Below are 17023 nucleotides of genomic sequence, written 5' to 3' on the forward strand. Positions count from 1 at the left end.
TGTTCACCTCTGTCAGGGAGCGATTTCGAGACGCTGGATCAGATCGTCGGCCAGGGCGAACCGGTAGATGACGTCGACGACTCCGCCAGGAAAGTCTCCCTCGAGGCGAGTGGTGACCACGTACCGGGTGTCGTCGAGCGCTTCGACGTGGGTGATCTGGACCGTGTACGTGTACTCGCTCCCCTCGGCGGAGCGCCAGCGGTGGATCTCGTCGTGACCCGTGTAGGTCCTGCCGTCGTCGTCGACCACGGTGGCGTCGATCGCAAAAGCTGACAGCAGGTCGTGCGCGTTCGCCTTGTGCTGAGGATCGGCCTCGCGGAGAAACCGCACTATCGCCGCAGGCAGGTGTTCGGCCAGCTCCGCGGCGGTCGGGTCGGGCGGGGTCTGGATGGTCATCAGGAACCTTTCACGGTGACGTGTTGAGTAAGCACGGTCTGCCAGGTCAGTCGCCGTAGTAGCGCTGCTCTTTCCACGGGTCTCCATAGTTGTGATAGCCGTACCTCTCCCAGAAACCGGGTTGGTCCTCAGTCAGCAGCTCCAGGCCGCGGATCCACTTCGCGCTCTTCCAGAAGTACAGGTGCGGCACCAGCAGCCGGGCCGGCCCGCCGTGCTCCGGATCGAGCGGCTTCCCGTCGTACTCGTCGACGATCCAGGCCTTTCCACCGCGCAGGTCCGCCAGCGGCACGTTCGTCGTGTAGCCGCCGTCGGAGAAGGCCAGTGCATGAGTCGCCGTGGTTGCCACCGCATCCAGGAAGGTGTCGAGAGACACGCCCGACCACGGCATGTCCAGCTTCGTCCACTTCGTCACGCAGTGGATGTCGACGGTGAACTTCTCGCGAGGCAATGCCTGGAACTCTGCCCACGACCACGACGCCGGACTGTCCACCGATCCACGAACAGTGAAATCCCAGTCCTCCAGCCGCGTGAACGGCGTGGGTCCCGCGGACAGCACCGGGAAGTCGCGGGTGACGTACTGCCCCGGCGGCACTCTCGAGGAGTCCGCGGGACGACGACCGGAGAACCCTCTGGTGACGGCCATCAGGCCTTCTCCCCCACCTGCACGCGCAGAAGCCACTGCTGCTTCTCCAAGGTGCCGACCACCCTGATCAGCACCTCTTGCGTCACCAGATCAATCAGATCGTGCAGCGCGGCCTGCAGCTCAGCACCAACAGCCGCTCGCTCGTTCGGGTTGTCGAGCGGCGGCAACTGCACCGAATTCGCAACTGTTTCCATAGGCATGTCTCCCCTGTGTCACGCCACGCCCTGGACCTTTCCTCACCACGGAGGAGATGTGACCAACTGCTCTGTCGATTCGAAACGCCGTGATGCTCACGCACCACCGCGGCGGTAAGAACCGGATCCAGGTCGACGCTAACGAGTCACAAACCCTTACTGGAGGTGGATTCGCTGTGTCACGCCTGAACACGCCGTCCTTGGAGGACGTCCCCGCCGGCCCGCGGCAGATCCTCGACAAGGTGGGCGGGACGCTCGGGTTCGTCCCGGCCATGTTCACGACGATCGCGTCCAACCCGGCCGTTCTCGAGGCGGTCACGACCCTGCAAAGCACCATGAGCCGGGTTCTGGACGCGAAGACCCGGCACGTCATCGCGCTGGCTGTGTCGCAGGCCAACGAGTGCGCCTACTGCCTGGCGATGCACACCTACGTGTCGTCCGAGTACGGCGGAATGTCCGGCGAGGAGATCGAGCTCGCCCGGGCCGGAAGCTCGACCGATCCCCGGCGAGCGGCAGCCGCCAGGTTCGCTCGCCGGGTGGTCGACACCCGCGGACAGGTCAGCGACGGCGACCTCGCGGCCGTACGAGACGCCGGCTACACCGACCCGGACGTGTTGGCCATCATCACGGTCGCGGTGCAGGCCCTGCTCACCAACTTCATCAACAACGTCAACCAGCCCGAGATCGACATCCCCGCTGTCGACTCGGTCGGCTCCTCGAGCTGACCTGAGCGCCGCACCCGCGGCCCCCAGACCGTCCACCGCCCACACGACCCGAGGAAAGATGCGACATGCCGGGCTCAGAACTCTTCGAGAAGTTCATGGCACTGCACACCCGCGACGGTGGATTCGTCATGCCCAACGCCTGGGACGGACTCTCGGCATTGATGCTGGCCGATGCCGGTTTCGAAGCGATTGCGACGTCGTCAGCGGCCCTGGCCGCCACGCTCGGCGTGGCCGACGGACGTCATGCAGTCAGCCGTGAGACACACCTCGAGCACGCGCGACTGCTCGCCACCGTCAGCGGACTGCCTGTCAACGGGGACTTCGAGGACGGGTACGGCGACTCCCCCGAGGACGTCGCCGCGACGGTGCAGGCCGCCGTCGAGTCCGGCCTTGCCGGGATCGGCATCGAGGACACGTCGGGCGATCCCGACCAGCCCATCCGCGATTTCGACGACGCCGTCGCTCGTGTACGCCGTGCCGTCGAAGCGGCCAAGGGCCGCATCGTGATCACCGGCCGCACCGACAACTTCATCCAGGGCCGGCCCGATCTCGACGACACCATCCGGCGCCTGACGGCCTTCGCCGAGGCCGGCGCCGACGTGCTCTACGCCCCGTACCCACCCGACCTCGAGGCACTGGGCGCGATCGTCTCCGCGGTCGCACCGAAACCGGTCAACGTCCTTGTGTCGCCTGCCGACGAAGTACTGACCGTTGCCGAGTTGCAGAAGGCCGGTGTCAAACGCATCAGCTTGGGCCCTTGGCTCTACACGCACTCGATGGGCGCCTTGGCAGAGGCCACCGATGCGCTCGTCGCGGGCAACCTCGCCGCCGCGGCGACAGGACTCAGCTTCGAGCGCATAGGTGAACTCCTTGCCCGCGGCAAGAACTAGCACGCACCCCGACCAACCAACCATTCGCCGTACTGGTTGCCCGAAAGAAAGCAGACCGCCATGGACCTCGACAAGCTCATGAGCAAGCACCTCACCAGGTACTTCGACCCGACCAGGACCGTCCCGGAGGAGACCCTTCAGCAGCTCTTGAGGTTCCTCCGGTCGACGCCCTCGTCGACCAACGTGCAGCCGAACCACTTCTACGTCATCGCCACGCCCGAAGGTAAGAGGCAGCTCGCGGACAACCTGGGCGAACGCTTCCAGGACAACGCCGGCAAGATCCTGAACTCCTCGCACACCATCATCCTGACTACTCGGGCACATCTGCCGGAGAGCCACATCGAGGCGGTGTTCAGCAAGGAAAGGGCCGACGGCCGGTTCCCGGAGCCGGCCAAGCAGGAGCTGTGGGAGTCCATGACCCGCGACTTCCTCGACCTGCGCAACTTCGGCTACAAGGACGTGAACCACTGGATGGAGAAGCAGACCTACCTGGCGCTGGGTCTGACCATGATGGCGGCCGCTGAACTCGGTGTCGAAGCCATGCCACTCGAGGGATTCGACCCGGCCAGCGTCGACAAGGCGTTCAAGATCCGCGAGACCGGACACGCCACGACCGTGTTGCTGGCGCTCGGCTATCCCGACCCCAGCAAGCAGTACAGCAACCCCATCTCGCGGTTCGACACCGACGAGTTGTTCACTTTCGTCTAGAGAGGAGAAACCTGATGAAAGCAATCATCGTGAACGACGAGGCCGCCGGAGCGGCCGGCCTGACGCTGACCGAGCGTCCGGAGCCCACAGCAGCCATCAACGACGTCATCGTCGAGGTGCATGCGTCGGGGTGGATCTCCACCGAGCTGGAGTGGCCGTCGACCTGGGTCGACCGGGCCGGCCGTAGCCGGGCCCCCTCGATCCCCGGCCACGAGCTGGCCGGAGTGGTCAGCGCCCTCGGCTACGGTACGACGGGGCTGTCGGTGGGCCAGCGAGTGTTCGGTATCGCCGACTGGCACCGCGACGGCACCTTGGCGGAGTACACGGCGATCGAGGCCCGCAACGTCGCGCCGCTGCCCGGCGACCTTGACTTCGCCGTCGGCGCCAGCCTTCCGATCTCGGGGCTGACCGCGTGGCAGGGACTGTTCCAGCACGGCCGCCTGCAGGCGGGGCAAAGCGTCCTCGCGCACGGCGCGGCCGGTGCGGTCGGAACGATGGTGACGCAGCTGGCCCGCGAAGCCGGCGCCTACGTCATCGGCACCGGCCGGGCGGCCGATCGTGAGAAGGTGCTCGATTTCGGCGCCCACGAGTTCGTCGACCTCGAGAACGACGCGCTGGACGACGTCGGCCCGGTCGATCTGGTCTTCGACGTCATCGGCGGCGAGATCCAGAAGACGTCCGTGGCGAGGATCAAGCCTGGCGGATCGCTGGTGTCGATCACCGGCGTGATCGAGGCCCGGCCGACCGACGGCCTGGTGGTGGACTTCGTCGTCGAGGCCGACCGCTCCCAGCTCGCCGAGATCGCGCGGCGGGTGCAGGAAGGAAGGCTGCGCACCAACATCGGAACGACCACGACGCTCGACGATGCCGTCGCCGCTTTCAACTCCGGTGAGCGAGCCAAGGGCAAGACCGTCATTCGCGTCCGGCCCTGAGAACACGGGCAGAAGTGGTCGGGCCTCGGGGCAGTCAGCCCGACGGCCCGACCTTGCAGCAGAAGGGCACAGCTCGATGCGACAGCTGACAGGATCGAGCGACCCGACCCGCCAAGACAGACGGCTCCGGTTCGCGTTTTTCTCCGCCGTTGTGTCGTTGCTGGCCGTGTTTGCGGCGGTGGGTTCGACCATCCCTTTGTTCAACATCTACCGCGCCGAGGAAGGGTTCACGAACGCGGGTATCTCATTGACGGTCGTCGCCTACTCCGCCGCCACCCTCGGCACGCTCCTGGTGGCGGGCAGACTCTCCACCTACGTGGGTCGACGACCGACCGCGATCGCCAGCCTCGCGCTGCTCGTACTGGGCTGTCTGCTGCTCTTGAAGGTGCACGACATCGGCATTCTGATCGCCGGCCGGTTCCTGATGGGCCTCGGTGCCGGCCTGGCCAGCAGCAGTCTCACCGCGTACGTCGTCGACGCCGCCCCCACCAGGCCGGCCTGGCTGGCTTCCGTCGCGTCAAGCCAAACGGTCATGCTCGGTCTGGCCGTCGGAGCCGTTGCCTCCGGCGCCTTCGTTCAGTTCGGCCCGTGGCCACGTGATCTCATCTACCTGATCCTGATCGTCGTGCTCCTGCTGTGTGCTGTGCTCGTCGTCATCAGCCCGGAGACCGTGGCCCTGGCGCGGGGCGGTTGGCGATCATTACGACCGAGCGTTCGTGTACCAGCCCGGCTCAGGCGCCTGCTCCCAGCTGCGGCCGCGGTGTTTCTGGCCACCTGGGCCACCGGAGCCTTCTACCAGGCTTTTGTTCCCGCGCTGGTCGCCGATCGACTTCACACCAACAACTCGCTCGTGATCGGACTGGTCTTCGCGGCGTACATGGGTCCCAGCGCCCTGGGCGCTCCCCTCGGCGGACGTTTCTCGCCGGCAGCCGCCCAGCGCATCGGCATGACCGCTTTCCTTGCCGGATGGATCGGGCTGCTCTCCGCGATCGCGAACGGTGCATTGCCGTTGTTCCTCGCTGCATCCGTCGTCGCCGGAGCCGCTCAAGGCATCGCGATCAGCGCCGCCATCCGCGGCCTGTTGTTCAGTAGTGCGCCGTCCGACCGGGCACCGATCTTCTCCGTGGTCTATCTCCTCAGCTACAGCAGCGCGACCATCCCCAGTCTGATCTCCGCCCGACTCTCCACCACCCATCCATTGCCGCACATCGCGCTCGGATACGGCGCTCTCGCGCTCCTCTGCACCGTGTTCACCGTCCTCCTCGCCCGTGGCCCGAAGCAACAACAGAACCAAGAACGGCGTTTGGTGTGAGCTCGCATCCCGTCCATCAGTCGCAGCAGCTCTGCGGCAACCGCCGATCATCTTCCGCGGTCACCTGAACTGCCTTCGCCTACGGTTCCGCCGTCGTCGACTTCAAGAATGCGTGCAGGTCCAGTACTGCGAGAGCAGTGGCCGCGGGTGCGTCGAACGGCTGGTTGTGTCCGCTCTCGATCCGCCGGTAGTCGAGGAGTCGCGGAAACCGAGCGGCGTGTTGCTCGCGCGGTCGGGGCTTGAGCGCGGGGTCCTCCGTGGGGTCCAGAACGATCGCGGGCACCTCCACGGGCGGGAGGGCGGCCAGGAGCCGCTCGTCGTCCTCGTACTGCTCGGCACCAGGTACGAGACCGAAGCGGTGCCGGTAGGAGTGGATGGCGACCTCCACGAAATCGGGATTGTCGAACGACGGCGCCGTTCGTTCGAAGTCCGCGTCGGCGATCGGGCGCGCCGGCGACCACTCGCGCCACAACTGGGCGGTCAACTCGCGGCGGTAGCGAGCGAGGCCGGCCCGGCCGCGCTCGCTGTGGAAGTAGTACTGGTACCAGTCGACGCTTTCCTCCTGCGGCGGTGCCGGCTCGGCGGACGCGGCGGCGATGTCCTGGATGGAGTAGCCACCGAGAGCCACGACACCTCCGACGAGGTCCGGCCGGAGAACCGCCGCGACGCACGCCGCACGGCCGCCCCAGTCGTAGCCGACCAGGATCGGCGCCCGCAGTTCGAGCGTCTCGACAAGGTTCAGCACGTCCCGGCCGATCGCAGCCTGCTGCCCCGACCGGGGCGTCGAGTCCGAGACGAAGCGGGTCGCGCCGAAGCCACGCAGGTACGGCGCCAGCACGCGCGCCCCCTCGGTCGCGAGCGTGGCCGCGGCTACCTCGAAGCACTGCGGATCGTAGGGAAACCCATGCAGGAGCACGACGGGCCAGCCGTCCTCGGGTCCTGTCGTTTCGACAGCCATGTCCAGCGGGCCGCAGCGCACGGAGACCTGGGTGAAAGTCACGACCACAACCTTAATCGCGCCGCGGAGCCGAAGTTCATGGCACGTTCGAGAACCTCTGGCTGGTCACTTTGGATCCCCAGGGCCGCTGCACGATGTTCCGGATGTGGAACAACGAGACGAAATCCGACCCACGCTGACCAGCTGAAACGTGCGCGGTCGACGCACGGGAAGATCTGCCGCCAGAGTGACTTCGCCGTCGAACTCCAGCCGCCGCGCTCGAGTGGCTGCGAATGCAGGCAGCAAACCATGCTCAGGCGGCATCGGCTTCGCGTGCTGCCCACGCCGCGAAGTCCGTCGCGGGACGGCCCAGCACGCGGTCCACGCCGTCGCTCAGGTAGGCGTCGTCGCCGCGGCGGATTCCGCCGAGCATGGCCAGTCTCCAGCGGATGTACTCCTCGGGAGTCCCGGTCACCCGGAGTGCGTTGGCGTGTTCTGCCTCGTTCTCGTCGTGGAACTCGACCGGTCGACCGGTGGCCTCGGTCAGGATGCGCGCGGCGTCGTGGAAGGTGATCGCGCGCGGTCCGGACAACTCGATCGTCTCCCCCTTCCCCGTACCGGTCGTGAGCAGGCGGGCCGCGACCTCGGCGATGTCCGCGACGTCGACGAACGGCTGCGCGCCTTCGCCGACAGGAGCGACGATGCGACCGTCGACCGGGGTGAACATGGCCTCGGTGAAGTTCTGCGCGAAGTGCGTCGGGCGCAGAATCGTCCACGGCAGCGGGCCCGTACGCAGGGCCTGCTCGGCGCGCGCGACGTTGCCGTCGGGCAGGAACTCCACGCCGCGAGCAGACAGCAGTACGGCGTGACTGACTCCGGACGCGGTCTCGAGCAACTCGGTCAGCCGAGGGTTCCAGTCGGTCGCGGAGCCGGGGCCGACGACGAAGATCCCGTCCGCACCGGTTGTCGCCGGTTCCCAGGTGGCCGGTGAATTCCAGTCGAACGGCAGCGGGGTCGAGCGGCCGACGGCTCGGCTGATGTGTCCGTCCTGTTCGAGCAGGCGGGACAGGCGGCGGCCGACCTTGCCGGTACCGCCGAGGATGAGAAACGTAGCCATGCCCTTGACGGTAGGGCTCGGTGGCTGGACGGACAATTAGTGTTTGTCCTGGTTTCCTTTGTGTTCGTCTACGCTGGTCAGCATGGACATCCTGGCCGACGAGCTGGCGCAGGCCCGGGCCAGCGGGGCTGTGTTCTCCGTACTGACCCGGAACGCGCCGTGGGGCCTGGAGTTCAGCGGCACGCGGCCGCTCACGGCGCATCTGCTGCTGAAGGGCAGCGGATGGCTGGAACTGTCCGACGGCCCGCCGATCTCAGTGCGAGCGCGCGACGTCGTACTGGTGACAGCCGGTACGCCGTACCGGCTGGTGAGCGCGCCCGGGACACCGGCTGAGCCGATCTCCGAGGCCCGGTCGGCAGGTTCGACAGCATGCGAGCCGGAGGCCGTGATCCTCTGCGGCGCCTACGTCATCGAGGGCAGCATCGGCGACTCCCTCCTCCGCGCCCTGCCTCGCGCCGCCGTCCTCGAAGCCGCGCAGCTCGCCCCGCGCCACGCGGCGGCGATCGACCTGCTGGCCGCCGAAGCCGCGACCGAAGGACCCGGCCAGCAGGCGCTGCTCGACCGCTTGCTCGATCTCAACCTCGTCTACACCTTGCGCGCCTGGTGGTCACGCCCGGACGCCGAACCGCCAGGCTGGTACCGCGCCGGCGCGGATCCGAACCTCGAGCGCGTCCTCCAGTCGATGCACGCCAACCCCGCCGACGCGTGGACCGTCACCACGATGGCCGCCGTCGCCGGCATGTCCCGCGCCGCGTTCTCCGCGCACTTCACCGCCGTCGTCGGCCAGTCCCCCGCCCGCTACCTCACCGCCCTGCGCATGCGCCGCGCCGAAGACGCACTCACCCGCACGAACGCACCCCTGTCCCGCATCGCCGCCGACGCCGGCTACCGCAACGAATACGCCTTCGCCACCGCCTTCCGCCGCCTCCACGGCGTACCGCCAGGTCGCTGGCGATGCCAAACCCGAGACCTGCCTGTCAGCCGCTGATTCCTCCGAGAACGGACCCGAATCGAGGGCCGGGATCCCGATCCCAGCTCGGTTCTGCGAACCGGCGTTCAACTCAGAAGTCCTGGGCGCCGGGTGGGTCGCGTTTGACAGCACTTTGAAAGCGCCGGCTTCTACGGTTCCTCAAGATCACACCGACTCGAACCGAGGAGCGCGCATGCACCACCGAATGATGATGCTGTCGGCAACTACCATCCTGCTCGGAGCCGGCTTCTTCGGCACCGCTGCCCAAGCGGTGCCGGGACAGCCGGACCGGATCGAAACAGCTCGGGCAACTGCTGCCGCTCCCGCCGAGCAGAGCTCGTCGCCGACCAACTGGTTCGGCCCGGCGGCCTTGAGTCAGTGTTACACCAACGGCGTCATGTGTTTCTGGACCAGCCCGAACTACACCTCGCCGAACAACTCCATCCTCGTCGGCCAGCCCATCCGGTCCGGAGACTGCCGGAAGGTCCAGCCGAACGAGAACTACCTCGGCAGCCGTTCCTTCTGGAACAAGACCAGCATCACCCAGCGCGTCTGGAGCAGCGACCGCTGCACGGGTCAGAACTTCCTGGTCGGCACCAACGGCAAGAACGCCAACTCGCCCTTCATCGTCAACAGTCGCGGCGGCTACTGACGCACCGACGTCGGCGCAGGCCACGCCGACGTCGGCAGGCACTTGCTCGCCTCAGCACAGATCGGTCTTGAAGAAGTCGTACGTCGCGTAGTCCTCGATCAGGTGAATCGTGCGGTCCGGGGGAACATGGCGGTAGTAGTTGTTTCCCCAGAACTCGATGCTGACCCCGCCGGTCTGGTTGTTGTAGACGGCGAGCGCATTGATGAACGAGAACAGGTTCCGCGTTTCGCACCTGTACAGGCGGAAGATGGTGTGCCGGCCGTCACCTTGACCGACCGAGAAGCAGGCGTACTCACTGCGGCACTTCCGAAGCTCGTCGTTGCGGGAAGCGCTCGACACGTCCCGGATGACGTACTCGTTCGGGAACATGGGATCGACCCTCGGCGCCCACGCCGTCGGTCCGGCCGTGACGTCCGGTGCCGCCTGCGCCCGTGCCGCCTCAGGAACGAGAACTGTCGCGGCGATCATCGTCACGGCCGTCGCAGCCGCCCACTTTCTGATTCTTCCCAACGCCATCTGATCTCCTCCGTAGTCGCGATCGATGCAGCTAGTGCTGACGCGTCACTGATTTCCCTCCTCAATCACACGGGCGACGCTTTCAGATCGCTTTCAGGCACCGCCGGAGAGCGCTAGGGAGATCTCCTGAAGCCCGCTTTCGAGTAAAGGCGTCTCCGTTTCGGTCGCATGCCCGTTGCGGTCGACGATTCGGTGCTCTGACGACCGTCGCTGGCGGGGAACTCGGGAGTATCGTGCACGTGACGGTTCCAGAGGAGGTCGCGTCATGATCGAGGCTGTCGTCGGGGAGTTCTCGGAGCTTCGGGAGGAACTGGCCGAGTTCTATCGGGACCTGCATCAGAATCCCGAGCTGTCACTTCAGGAGAAGCGCTCGGCCGGCGTACTGGCGCAGCGCCTGCGCGATGCCGGCTTCGACGACGTCACGGAGCAAGTGGGTGTCACCGGCGTCGTGGGTGTACTGCGCAACGGCGAGGGTCCCGTGGTGATGATGCGAGCCGATTTCGACGCGCTGCCGGTGGAGGAGAAGACCGGCCTGCCGTACGCCAGCACGCTCCGCGCGGTGGACCGCGATGGCCAAGACGTTCCGGTGATGCACGCGTGCGGTCACGACATGCACGCGGCCTGCCTGGTCGGCGCCGCCACACTGCTGATGCGGGCGCGGGCGCAGTGGCGGGGAACGCTGCTGGTGGTGTTCCAGCCCGCCGAGGAATTAGCCGTCGGCGCACGCGGAATGATCGACGACGGACTGTTCGACCGTTTTCCCCGACCGGAGATCGTGCTCGGCCAGCACGTCGCACCGCTGCCCGCCGGCTTCATCGGGTACGGCACAGGACCGGTCATGGCGGCAGCGGACTCCCTCAACATCACGCTGCACGGCCAGGGCGGCCACGGGTCACGCCCCGAGGCGGCAATCGACCCGGTGCTGATGGCAGCGAACCTCGTCACCCGCCTGCAGGGCATCGTCGCCCGTGAGGTGGCACCGGCCGAGTCGGCCGTCCTCACCGTCGGCCGTCTGCACGCAGGCACCAAAGACAACATCATCCCGGACAAAGCCGAGCTCGGCGTCAACATCCGCACCTACACCCCACAGACGCGCGACCTCGTCCGCGGCGCCATCGAGCGCATCGCCCGCGCCGAGTCCACGGCCAGCGCCGCCGTCGCCGAACCAGATCTCGAATGGTTCTCCAGCGTGCCCGCGCTCGTGAGCGACCCAAGGGCGACAGAAACCACCATCGGCGCGTTCATCGAGCACTTCGGTGCGGAGCGAGTTCAGCAGATGCCACAGGTCAACGCCAGCGAGGACGTCGGCGTGTTCGGCGAGGTGCTACAGGTCCCCACCGTGTTCTGGTTCTGGGGCGGTCTCGAGACCGAGCCCACCCTCGCCGCCTGGGCCGAGGGCCGCATCGATCAACTACCGGGCAACCACTCGCCGTACTTCGCCCCAGTCATCGAGCCAACCCTGACCACAGGCGTCGAAGCACTCGTCGTCGCGGCCCTCACGTGGCTCGGCAAGCCATGACGGAAACGGACAGGCTCTCGCCGGCAACCTGACCTTTGGCGCCCTGGGCGTCTCCTCCAACGGAAACACGCGGGTGGCTGATGTCTCGATCAGTCCTATTCGCGTGTGGTCCGGGCGCGAACATGTCGGTGCTTCATCCTCGGCGTCTGAGCGGTTCAGGCTAGTGATGACCGCGGCGGTCGTCGGACGTTTTGCCCGAGTGGGATCCGTGATGTCCGCCTTTGTCGTCGCCTGGTTCGGTGGTCGAGCGGTGGTGGTCGCCGTGGTGGTCGCCGTGGTCGTCGCCCGGCTCAGCCGACCGGTGCCCGGACGGGCGCCGGAGGCCGCCCTTGTCGTCACCTCGCTCGGATGTCGTACGAGAGGACGAGGGGCGCAGTCCGCCCTTGTCGTCGCCTGGCTCCTTCGAGCGGGACGACGACGGACGCAGGCCGCCCTTGTCGTGGCCTGGCTCGGCTGTCGTGCGCGACGACGAGGGCCGGAGCCCGCCCTTGTCGTCGCCGGCCTCGGGCGTCGTCCGGGATGACGCCGGGCGGAGGCCGCCCCTGTCGTCCGTGGGGTGGGTGGTGGGCGTGGGCTGAGGGCGCTTGTCGTCGGTGGGGTTCGCGACCGACCAGGCGACCGTTCCGCCTGCGGTTACCGCAGCGGTGGCTGCGAGGGCGATCAAGCCTGTCCGCAGGCGGCCGAAGGACTTGTGGGGTGAGGTCTCTTTCTGCTTCATGGGTCGATCGTTGCCCGAGGGCGCGGGCAGCGGCTATCGGACCATGGTCGTAGTACGGATGGTCCGTCAGGCCAGAGGAGCCACGACCTGGGTGAGGCCGAAGGAGATGCTGAGTACCGAGGTGAAGGCGCCTGTTTCGCTAGCGGGACAGCATCCCGAGCCAGGCCTCCGCCACGGCGACGAGGTCGACGACGGCAACTGCCGTCACCAGGACCATCCCCGCCCCGAGCGCGACCATGCCCGTGAGCCCGTACCACCGGCTCGTCGGCTGATCCGGCGACCTACCGCCGATCCCGGCGATTCGTGCCGGACCAGGTGTCTTCATCCTGCAGACGGAGCGAGTCCGTCCCGGTGACGTGTTCGCAGGCGACGGCGAACGGTTCGAGGTTGGACCAGAGATCAACTAAGGGAAGAGATCAGGCAATCCGGCGAGTTGCACCTGACATAAGACCGATGTCGCGAACTGGGCCTGCCCCATGGACCGCCGTACCGACTGGCAACTGCGCCGCCGATGGCTCCCCCTCAACGGCAGCCACAGCGCACTCCGCGACTGCCAGGCGGCGTACGAACTCCTCCAGGCGCCCGGAGACCCGTAAAACACCACGAAAGGACACCGACCATGAACGACACCAGCACGCCGGCACCCGAACCCGAATTCGCGCGAGCTCTCGACACGGCCGAGCAGATGCTCGGCATCCGGCTCGAACAGTTCCTTCAGGCCGGCCCTGACGAACCGGCCAACGGTGCGGACTTCAAGCGGATCGCGACCATGCACGCCTTCGGCGACGCCTGGCCCCGAACCGAGCACCTCGACACCCGCACCCGTGCCTTGGTGTCGGTGACCATCGCCGCCAGCCTCGGCATCCTCGAACCGCTCCGCGGGCAGTTGCGCATCGCCCTCCATCAAGGCGTCACCCCGGAGGAGATCGTCGAAGCCTTTGTCCAGATCGCCGTCTACGCAGGCGTTGCACGCGCTTTCGACAGCTACGCGATCGCCCAGCAGGTCTTTGCCGAAGCCGCAGCGAACGCCGGGTAGAGGACCTGGCTTTAATCCGGAGCCTCGGCGACGTCGTCGTCGCTGATCCCATGGATCCAGGTCACGGCGCTCCCCGGGCCTACCAACTTCTCGAAGCGGGACCGCAACAGGGTCGCCGAGAAGCGGGCGTGCGTCCTGCGGTCGACGATTCGGTGTTCCCGGTGCAGGCGGAAGATAAGGCCGCTCCGCGGAAGCAAGCGATCTTCTACCGCTGCGCTGCGCGGACCCTGCTGCCCAGCCGCGGTGATCGCGCTCGAGCATCCCCCGACGGTGTAGAGGCCGAGGCTGCGCTCGCAGCGATCGAACCGACCCAACGGCTGACTGGCGACGACATCCGGAAGATGATCACCGAACTCGGCGACATGGCACGCGTTTTGGACAGTGCTAGCCGGGAGGACCTGGCCGAACTCTACAGGGCTCTTGGGCTGGCGATCACGTACGACGACGCACAAACGCGGGCCGATGTCTCCATCAGCCCGCGTGTGGTTAAGGTCTGTGTCCGAGGGGGGACTTGAACCCCCACGCCCCGTAAAGGGCACTAGCACCTCAAGCTAGCGCGTCTGCCTATTCCGCCACCCGGACGGGTGGTCTGCGCACTTCTCAGTGGCGCCGACCGGAGAACAGTAGCAAAGGTTCTGGGGGAAATTCACATCGGGGGGTTGGGGGTGTCGTGGGGAGGGCGGTGGGGCTGGTGGGACTGGTGGGGTGGGGCCACGGGAGGGCGGGGTCAGAGCTGGCGGAGGTGGTCGTGGAGGGTGCGGGCGGCGGTGGACATCAGGGACTCGGCGGCGGGTTGGGTGGCGGCGGGGACGGTGCTGCGGGTGAGGACGGCGACGGCGTACGACGTGCCGTCGGAGTGTTCGGCGACGCCGATCTCGTGGCGGAGGTTGAGGAGGGTGCCGGTCTTGGAGGACCAGGTGGTGGCGTCGGAGGAGAAATCGGGGGTCAGGCGTTGGCGGTGGAGGTTGTGGGCCATCAAGCCGCGAACGGCTGCCGCGATCGGGGCGGGGATGGCGGACGGGGTCCAGAGGGCTTCGAGGAGATTGGTGTAGGCGCGGGCGGTGCCGGAGCTGGCGCGGGTGGGGTCGAGCTGGGGGATGTTGCTGGCGGCATCTATTGCGAGGGTGTGGGCGAGGTGGGTCTCGTCGAGGCGGTCGGCGGGGGTGTCGGTGAGCTCGCGCATCGGGTGACGGACGGAGATGCCGTCCAGGCCCCAGGTGTGCAGGAGGTCGGCGACGTACGACGGTGGGGTGAGGGCGAAGAGCGCGTCGGCCGCCGTACCGTCGCTGAGGCAGGTGTTGAGGTAGATCAGGTCGTCGACGGCGATCCAGGACGGGTGGCGGAACCGGCTCAGGCCGGTCGGGCCGCGGGCGGTGAGGCGGCCGGGTGGTACCTCGATCGCCTGGGCGCCGTCGAGGTCGCCGCGATGGATGCGTTCGAGAGTCGCCAGGGCCAGCGGGATCTTGACGAGGGAGGCCGACGGGAGCTGTACGTCGGGGTCGAGGCCTAGCTCGTCGCCGGTCTGCAGGTTGCGGACGAGGAGGCTGGCTTGGAGGCCGCCGTCGGTGAGGTCCTGGCGGACGGCGCGCAGGAGGCTTTCGGTCACTGCTGTACTCCGAGGCAGCGGGCTACGGCGTCGGACAGGTGGGTGCGGAGGAAGTCGGCGTCGACCGCGGGGGCGGCGGTGAGCGCGAAGCCTCGGGCGAGGGTGAGATCGCCGATCGGGCGCCAGGTGAGGCCCAGGTCATGGGCCTGGTCGGGTGAGCAGAGCAGGAGGTCGCCGGAGCAGAGGGTCTCGGCGGCGGCCGTCGTGAGGTCCGGGGCGATCGCGACCTGGGAGGGGCGGAGGCCGGCGGCGTCGCGGAGGCGGGTGAGCGGGTCTCGGATGTGCGGTACGTCGTCCTCGGGCTGGATCCAGATCCGCCGGGCCGCCGCGCCCGTCGGCGGGGAGAACACTCGCGCAGCGGCCGTCTCCGGCGCGGAGGTCGCTCGGGCTCGCGCAGCCGGCCTACGGGATGGGCGGAGGGTGGCTACGTAGACGCGAGTGACGTTGAGGTCGCCGGCCAGCCCCAGAGGGACTGACCAGTGGGACTCGTCGGGCGGTGCGGGGAGGAGGGCCGCCCGGACTTGTTGGGAGTGCAGGAGGTCGGCTCGTTCCGAGGCGGTGGCGACACAGACTTCCAGTACTACGTCGTGGCGGCGGGCCTCGGCGATCAGGTGGGCCAGGGACGCGGTGGAGCAGGAACCCGGTACGGCGAGGCGCCACGGGCGGCGCTGGGCGACTTCGGCCTCGTGGTCGAGGACGTCGGCGGCGCGGACGACCTGGCGGGCCGCCGGCAGCAGTTCGCGGCCGAACGGGGTGAGGACGGCTCGGCGGGCGGTGCGTTCGAAAAGGCGTTCGCCGTACCGCTCCTCGAGGGCGGCGACGCGGCGGGACGCCACCGACTGGGACATCCGCAGTGCGGCGGCGCCGACGGTGAAGCTTCCCCGTTCGCTCACGCTGACGAAGGCGCGACATGCTCCGACCAGATCCACCCGCGCCATGCTATGCCGGTTCAGCATCAGTTCGAGCGTTTGCGCATTGGACCTGCATGGGTGCGGGCGGGTGGAGTAGGAGGACAGCTCGCCGCTGGGGACGAGCCGGAGCAGGAGGTTGATCATTCAGCAGCAGAGGATCCTCGCGACGGTGATCGCGCTCGTCGTCGCGCCGCTGGCCGCGTGCGGGAGCGGCGGTGCGGCCGAGGGCGACTCCCCCGCGCCGCCGAGCGCGAGCTCGTCGGAGTCACACACCACACCGAGCACAACCACCACCACAACGCCGTACGCCGAAAGCTTCCGCCAACTGGAGAAGCAGTTCGCCGCACGCCTCGGCGTGTACGCCGTGGACACCGGCACCGGCCGCGAGATCGCCTACAACCCCGACGCCCGCTTCGCCTACGCGTCGACCTTCAAAGCGTTCGTCGCGGGCGCCGTTCTGCGGAAGAACAAGCTCGCCGGCATGACCAAGGTGGTCAAGTACTCGAAGGCCGACCACGTCCCGAACTCCCCCGTCACCGAGAAGCACACCGCGATGACGCTCGCCGCCCTCTGCGACGCGACCGTTCGCTACAGCGACAACACCGCCGCCAATCTCCTCCTCGCCGAGCTCGGCGGCCCCAAGGCTCTCGACACGATCCTGCGGCAACTCGGCGACGACACGACGAGGATGGAGCGGATCGAGCCGGACATGAGCGTCTGGGACCCGAAGGACCCCCGCGACACGAGTACGCCGCGTGCCTTCGCCAACAATCTCAAGACGTTCGTGCTCGGCAACGCGCTCGCCACGCCGGAGCGCCAACAGCTCACCAACTGGTTGAAGACCAACACCACCGGCGACGAACTGATCCGCGCCGGCTTCCCGAAGGGGTGGGCAATCGGCGACAAGACCGGCAGCACGTCCACGTACGGCGGCCGCAACGACCTCGCTGTCATCTGGCCGCCGGGCCGGGCGCCGATCGTCGTCGCGGTGTTCACCAACCGCCACGAGGCCGGGGCGGAGTACGACAACCGGCTGGTCGCCGGAGCGGCGAAGGTTGTCGCGTCCACCCTGTCGTGACCGGCAAATGCCTGATGCCGCAGGCAACAGCACCGTGACGAGCCGCTTGCGTTTGGCAACGGACGCGATGGGCACCAGAGCCTCGTACGACCTGTCAGAAAGTGCCTCGGTCACGTGCCCTGCGGAGGGGGCGATGGACCGCCAGGCGCGACAACCTTCAGGA

Annotated in this window: 21 protein-coding genes and 1 tRNA gene; 11 read left to right on the forward strand and 11 right to left on the reverse strand. The window is 67.7% G+C overall.

The window, feature by feature from the left end; all coding sequences use genetic code 11:
* Positions 1-12: 12 nt before the first annotated feature.
* From ABD235_RS11795 to ABD235_RS11805, 3 genes are read right to left on the reverse strand one after another with little or no spacing between them, the layout of a single operon-like run.
* Entirely contained in the window at positions 13-396 is a 384-nt protein-coding gene (locus ABD235_RS11795) for a nuclear transport factor 2 family protein (protein WP_344173042.1), read from the reverse strand.
* A gap of 46 nt (positions 397-442) precedes the next feature.
* On the reverse strand, positions 443-1039 hold the full coding sequence (locus ABD235_RS11800) for a sulfite oxidase-like oxidoreductase (protein WP_344173044.1): 597 nt from the start codon (positions 1037-1039) through the stop codon (positions 443-445).
* Positions 1039-1233, reverse strand: coding sequence for a hypothetical protein (locus tag ABD235_RS11805; protein WP_344173049.1), 195 nt, complete (start codon positions 1231-1233; stop codon positions 1039-1041). Before ABD235_RS11805 ends, ABD235_RS11800 begins: the two co-directional genes overlap by 1 nt.
* Before the next feature lie 176 nt (positions 1234-1409).
* Here ABD235_RS11805 and ABD235_RS11810 point away from each other — a divergent pair, with 176 nt between their 5' ends.
* From ABD235_RS11810 to ABD235_RS11830, 5 genes are all read left to right on the forward strand, one after another.
* On the forward strand, positions 1410-1958 hold the full coding sequence (locus ABD235_RS11810; protein WP_344173051.1) for a carboxymuconolactone decarboxylase family protein: 549 nt from the start codon (positions 1410-1412) through the stop codon (positions 1956-1958).
* Between the two features lie 95 nt (positions 1959-2053).
* Positions 2054-2848 (forward strand): isocitrate lyase/PEP mutase family protein, encoded by a 795-nt coding sequence (locus ABD235_RS11815; RefSeq protein WP_344173053.1) that lies wholly within the window; start codon positions 2054-2056, stop codon positions 2846-2848.
* A gap of 60 nt (positions 2849-2908) precedes the next feature.
* The gene (locus ABD235_RS11820) at positions 2909-3556 is read left to right on the forward strand and encodes a nitroreductase family protein (RefSeq protein ID WP_344173056.1); all 648 of its coding nucleotides are present in this window, start codon (positions 2909-2911) and stop codon (positions 3554-3556) included.
* 14 nt (positions 3557-3570) lie between these two features.
* Positions 3571-4488, forward strand: coding sequence for an NADP-dependent oxidoreductase (locus ABD235_RS11825; protein WP_344173059.1), 918 nt, complete (start codon positions 3571-3573; stop codon positions 4486-4488).
* A gap of 76 nt (positions 4489-4564) precedes the next feature.
* On the forward strand, positions 4565-5800 hold the full coding sequence (locus ABD235_RS11830; RefSeq protein WP_344173061.1) for an MFS transporter: 1236 nt from the start codon (positions 4565-4567) through the stop codon (positions 5798-5800).
* A gap of 79 nt (positions 5801-5879) precedes the next feature.
* Here the strand turns inward: ABD235_RS11830 and ABD235_RS11835 are convergent, their stop codons facing one another.
* Positions 5880-6800 carry an alpha/beta fold hydrolase gene (locus ABD235_RS11835; protein ID WP_344173063.1) on the reverse strand — a complete coding sequence of 307 codons (921 nt, stop codon included), beginning with the start codon at positions 6798-6800 and terminating at the stop codon, positions 5880-5882.
* Positions 6801-7050: 250 nt separating this feature from the next.
* Positions 7051-7854: an NAD(P)H-binding protein gene (locus ABD235_RS11840; protein WP_344173065.1), complete on the reverse strand. Its 804-nt coding sequence runs from the start codon at positions 7852-7854 to the stop codon at positions 7051-7053.
* 82 nt (positions 7855-7936) lie between these two features.
* Here ABD235_RS11840 and ABD235_RS11845 point away from each other — a divergent pair, with 82 nt between their 5' ends.
* Positions 7937-8842 carry an AraC family transcriptional regulator gene (locus ABD235_RS11845; RefSeq protein ID WP_344173067.1) on the forward strand — a complete coding sequence of 302 codons (906 nt, stop codon included), beginning with the start codon at positions 7937-7939 and terminating at the stop codon, positions 8840-8842.
* Positions 8843-9017: 175 nt separating this feature from the next.
* The gene (locus ABD235_RS11850) at positions 9018-9476 is read left to right on the forward strand and encodes a hypothetical protein (protein ID WP_344173069.1); all 459 of its coding nucleotides are present in this window, start codon (positions 9018-9020) and stop codon (positions 9474-9476) included.
* A 51-nt stretch (positions 9477-9527) separates the two neighbouring features.
* Here ABD235_RS11850 and ABD235_RS11855 read toward each other — a convergent pair whose 3' ends face one another.
* Complete coding sequence (locus ABD235_RS11855) at positions 9528-9992, reverse strand: hypothetical protein (protein ID WP_344173072.1); 465 nt, start codon at positions 9990-9992, stop codon at positions 9528-9530.
* A gap of 265 nt (positions 9993-10257) precedes the next feature.
* On the opposite strand from ABD235_RS11855, the gene ABD235_RS11860 reads away from it, so the two are divergent.
* The gene (locus ABD235_RS11860; protein WP_344173075.1) at positions 10258-11511 is read left to right on the forward strand and encodes an amidohydrolase; all 1254 of its coding nucleotides are present in this window, start codon (positions 10258-10260) and stop codon (positions 11509-11511) included.
* 160 nt (positions 11512-11671) lie between these two features.
* Here ABD235_RS11860 and ABD235_RS11865 read toward each other — a convergent pair whose 3' ends face one another.
* Positions 11672-12229, reverse strand: a complete 558-nt coding sequence (locus ABD235_RS11865) for a hypothetical protein (RefSeq protein WP_344173077.1) — start codon at positions 12227-12229, stop codon at positions 11672-11674.
* Positions 12230-12368: 139 nt separating this feature from the next.
* A complete protein-coding gene (locus ABD235_RS11870) occupies positions 12369-12554 on the reverse strand; it encodes a hypothetical protein (protein WP_344173079.1) in 186 nt (61 codons plus the stop codon).
* A gap of 294 nt (positions 12555-12848) precedes the next feature.
* Here ABD235_RS11870 and ABD235_RS11875 point away from each other — a divergent pair, with 294 nt between their 5' ends.
* Complete coding sequence (locus ABD235_RS11875; protein WP_344173081.1) at positions 12849-13265, forward strand: carboxymuconolactone decarboxylase family protein; 417 nt, start codon at positions 12849-12851, stop codon at positions 13263-13265.
* A gap of 128 nt (positions 13266-13393) precedes the next feature.
* On the forward strand, positions 13394-13780 hold the full coding sequence (locus ABD235_RS11880) for a hypothetical protein (RefSeq protein WP_344173083.1): 387 nt from the start codon (positions 13394-13396) through the stop codon (positions 13778-13780).
* Here ABD235_RS11880 and ABD235_RS11885 read toward each other — a convergent pair.
* From ABD235_RS11885 to ABD235_RS11895, 3 genes are all read right to left on the reverse strand, one after another.
* Positions 13762-13847: transfer RNA gene (locus ABD235_RS11885), tRNA-Leu, on the reverse strand. The genes ABD235_RS11880 and ABD235_RS11885 overlap by 19 nt on opposite strands.
* A 145-nt stretch (positions 13848-13992) precedes the next feature.
* Entirely contained in the window at positions 13993-14871 is an 879-nt protein-coding gene (locus ABD235_RS11890; RefSeq protein ID WP_344173085.1) for a serine hydrolase, read from the reverse strand.
* Entirely contained in the window at positions 14868-15827 is a 960-nt protein-coding gene (locus ABD235_RS11895; RefSeq protein ID WP_344173087.1) for a LysR family transcriptional regulator, read from the reverse strand. Before ABD235_RS11895 ends, ABD235_RS11890 begins: the two co-directional genes overlap by 4 nt.
* A gap of 67 nt (positions 15828-15894) precedes the next feature.
* Between ABD235_RS11895 and bla the strand changes: the two genes are divergently transcribed.
* On the forward strand, positions 15895-16860 hold the full coding sequence (gene bla, locus ABD235_RS11900) for a class A beta-lactamase (protein WP_425553108.1): 966 nt from the start codon (positions 15895-15897) through the stop codon (positions 16858-16860).
* Positions 16861-17023 lie beyond the last annotated feature (163 nt).

This window comes from Kribbella lupini (assembly GCF_039529595.1).
Lineage (GTDB): Bacteria > Actinomycetota > Actinomycetes > Propionibacteriales > Kribbellaceae > Kribbella > Kribbella lupini.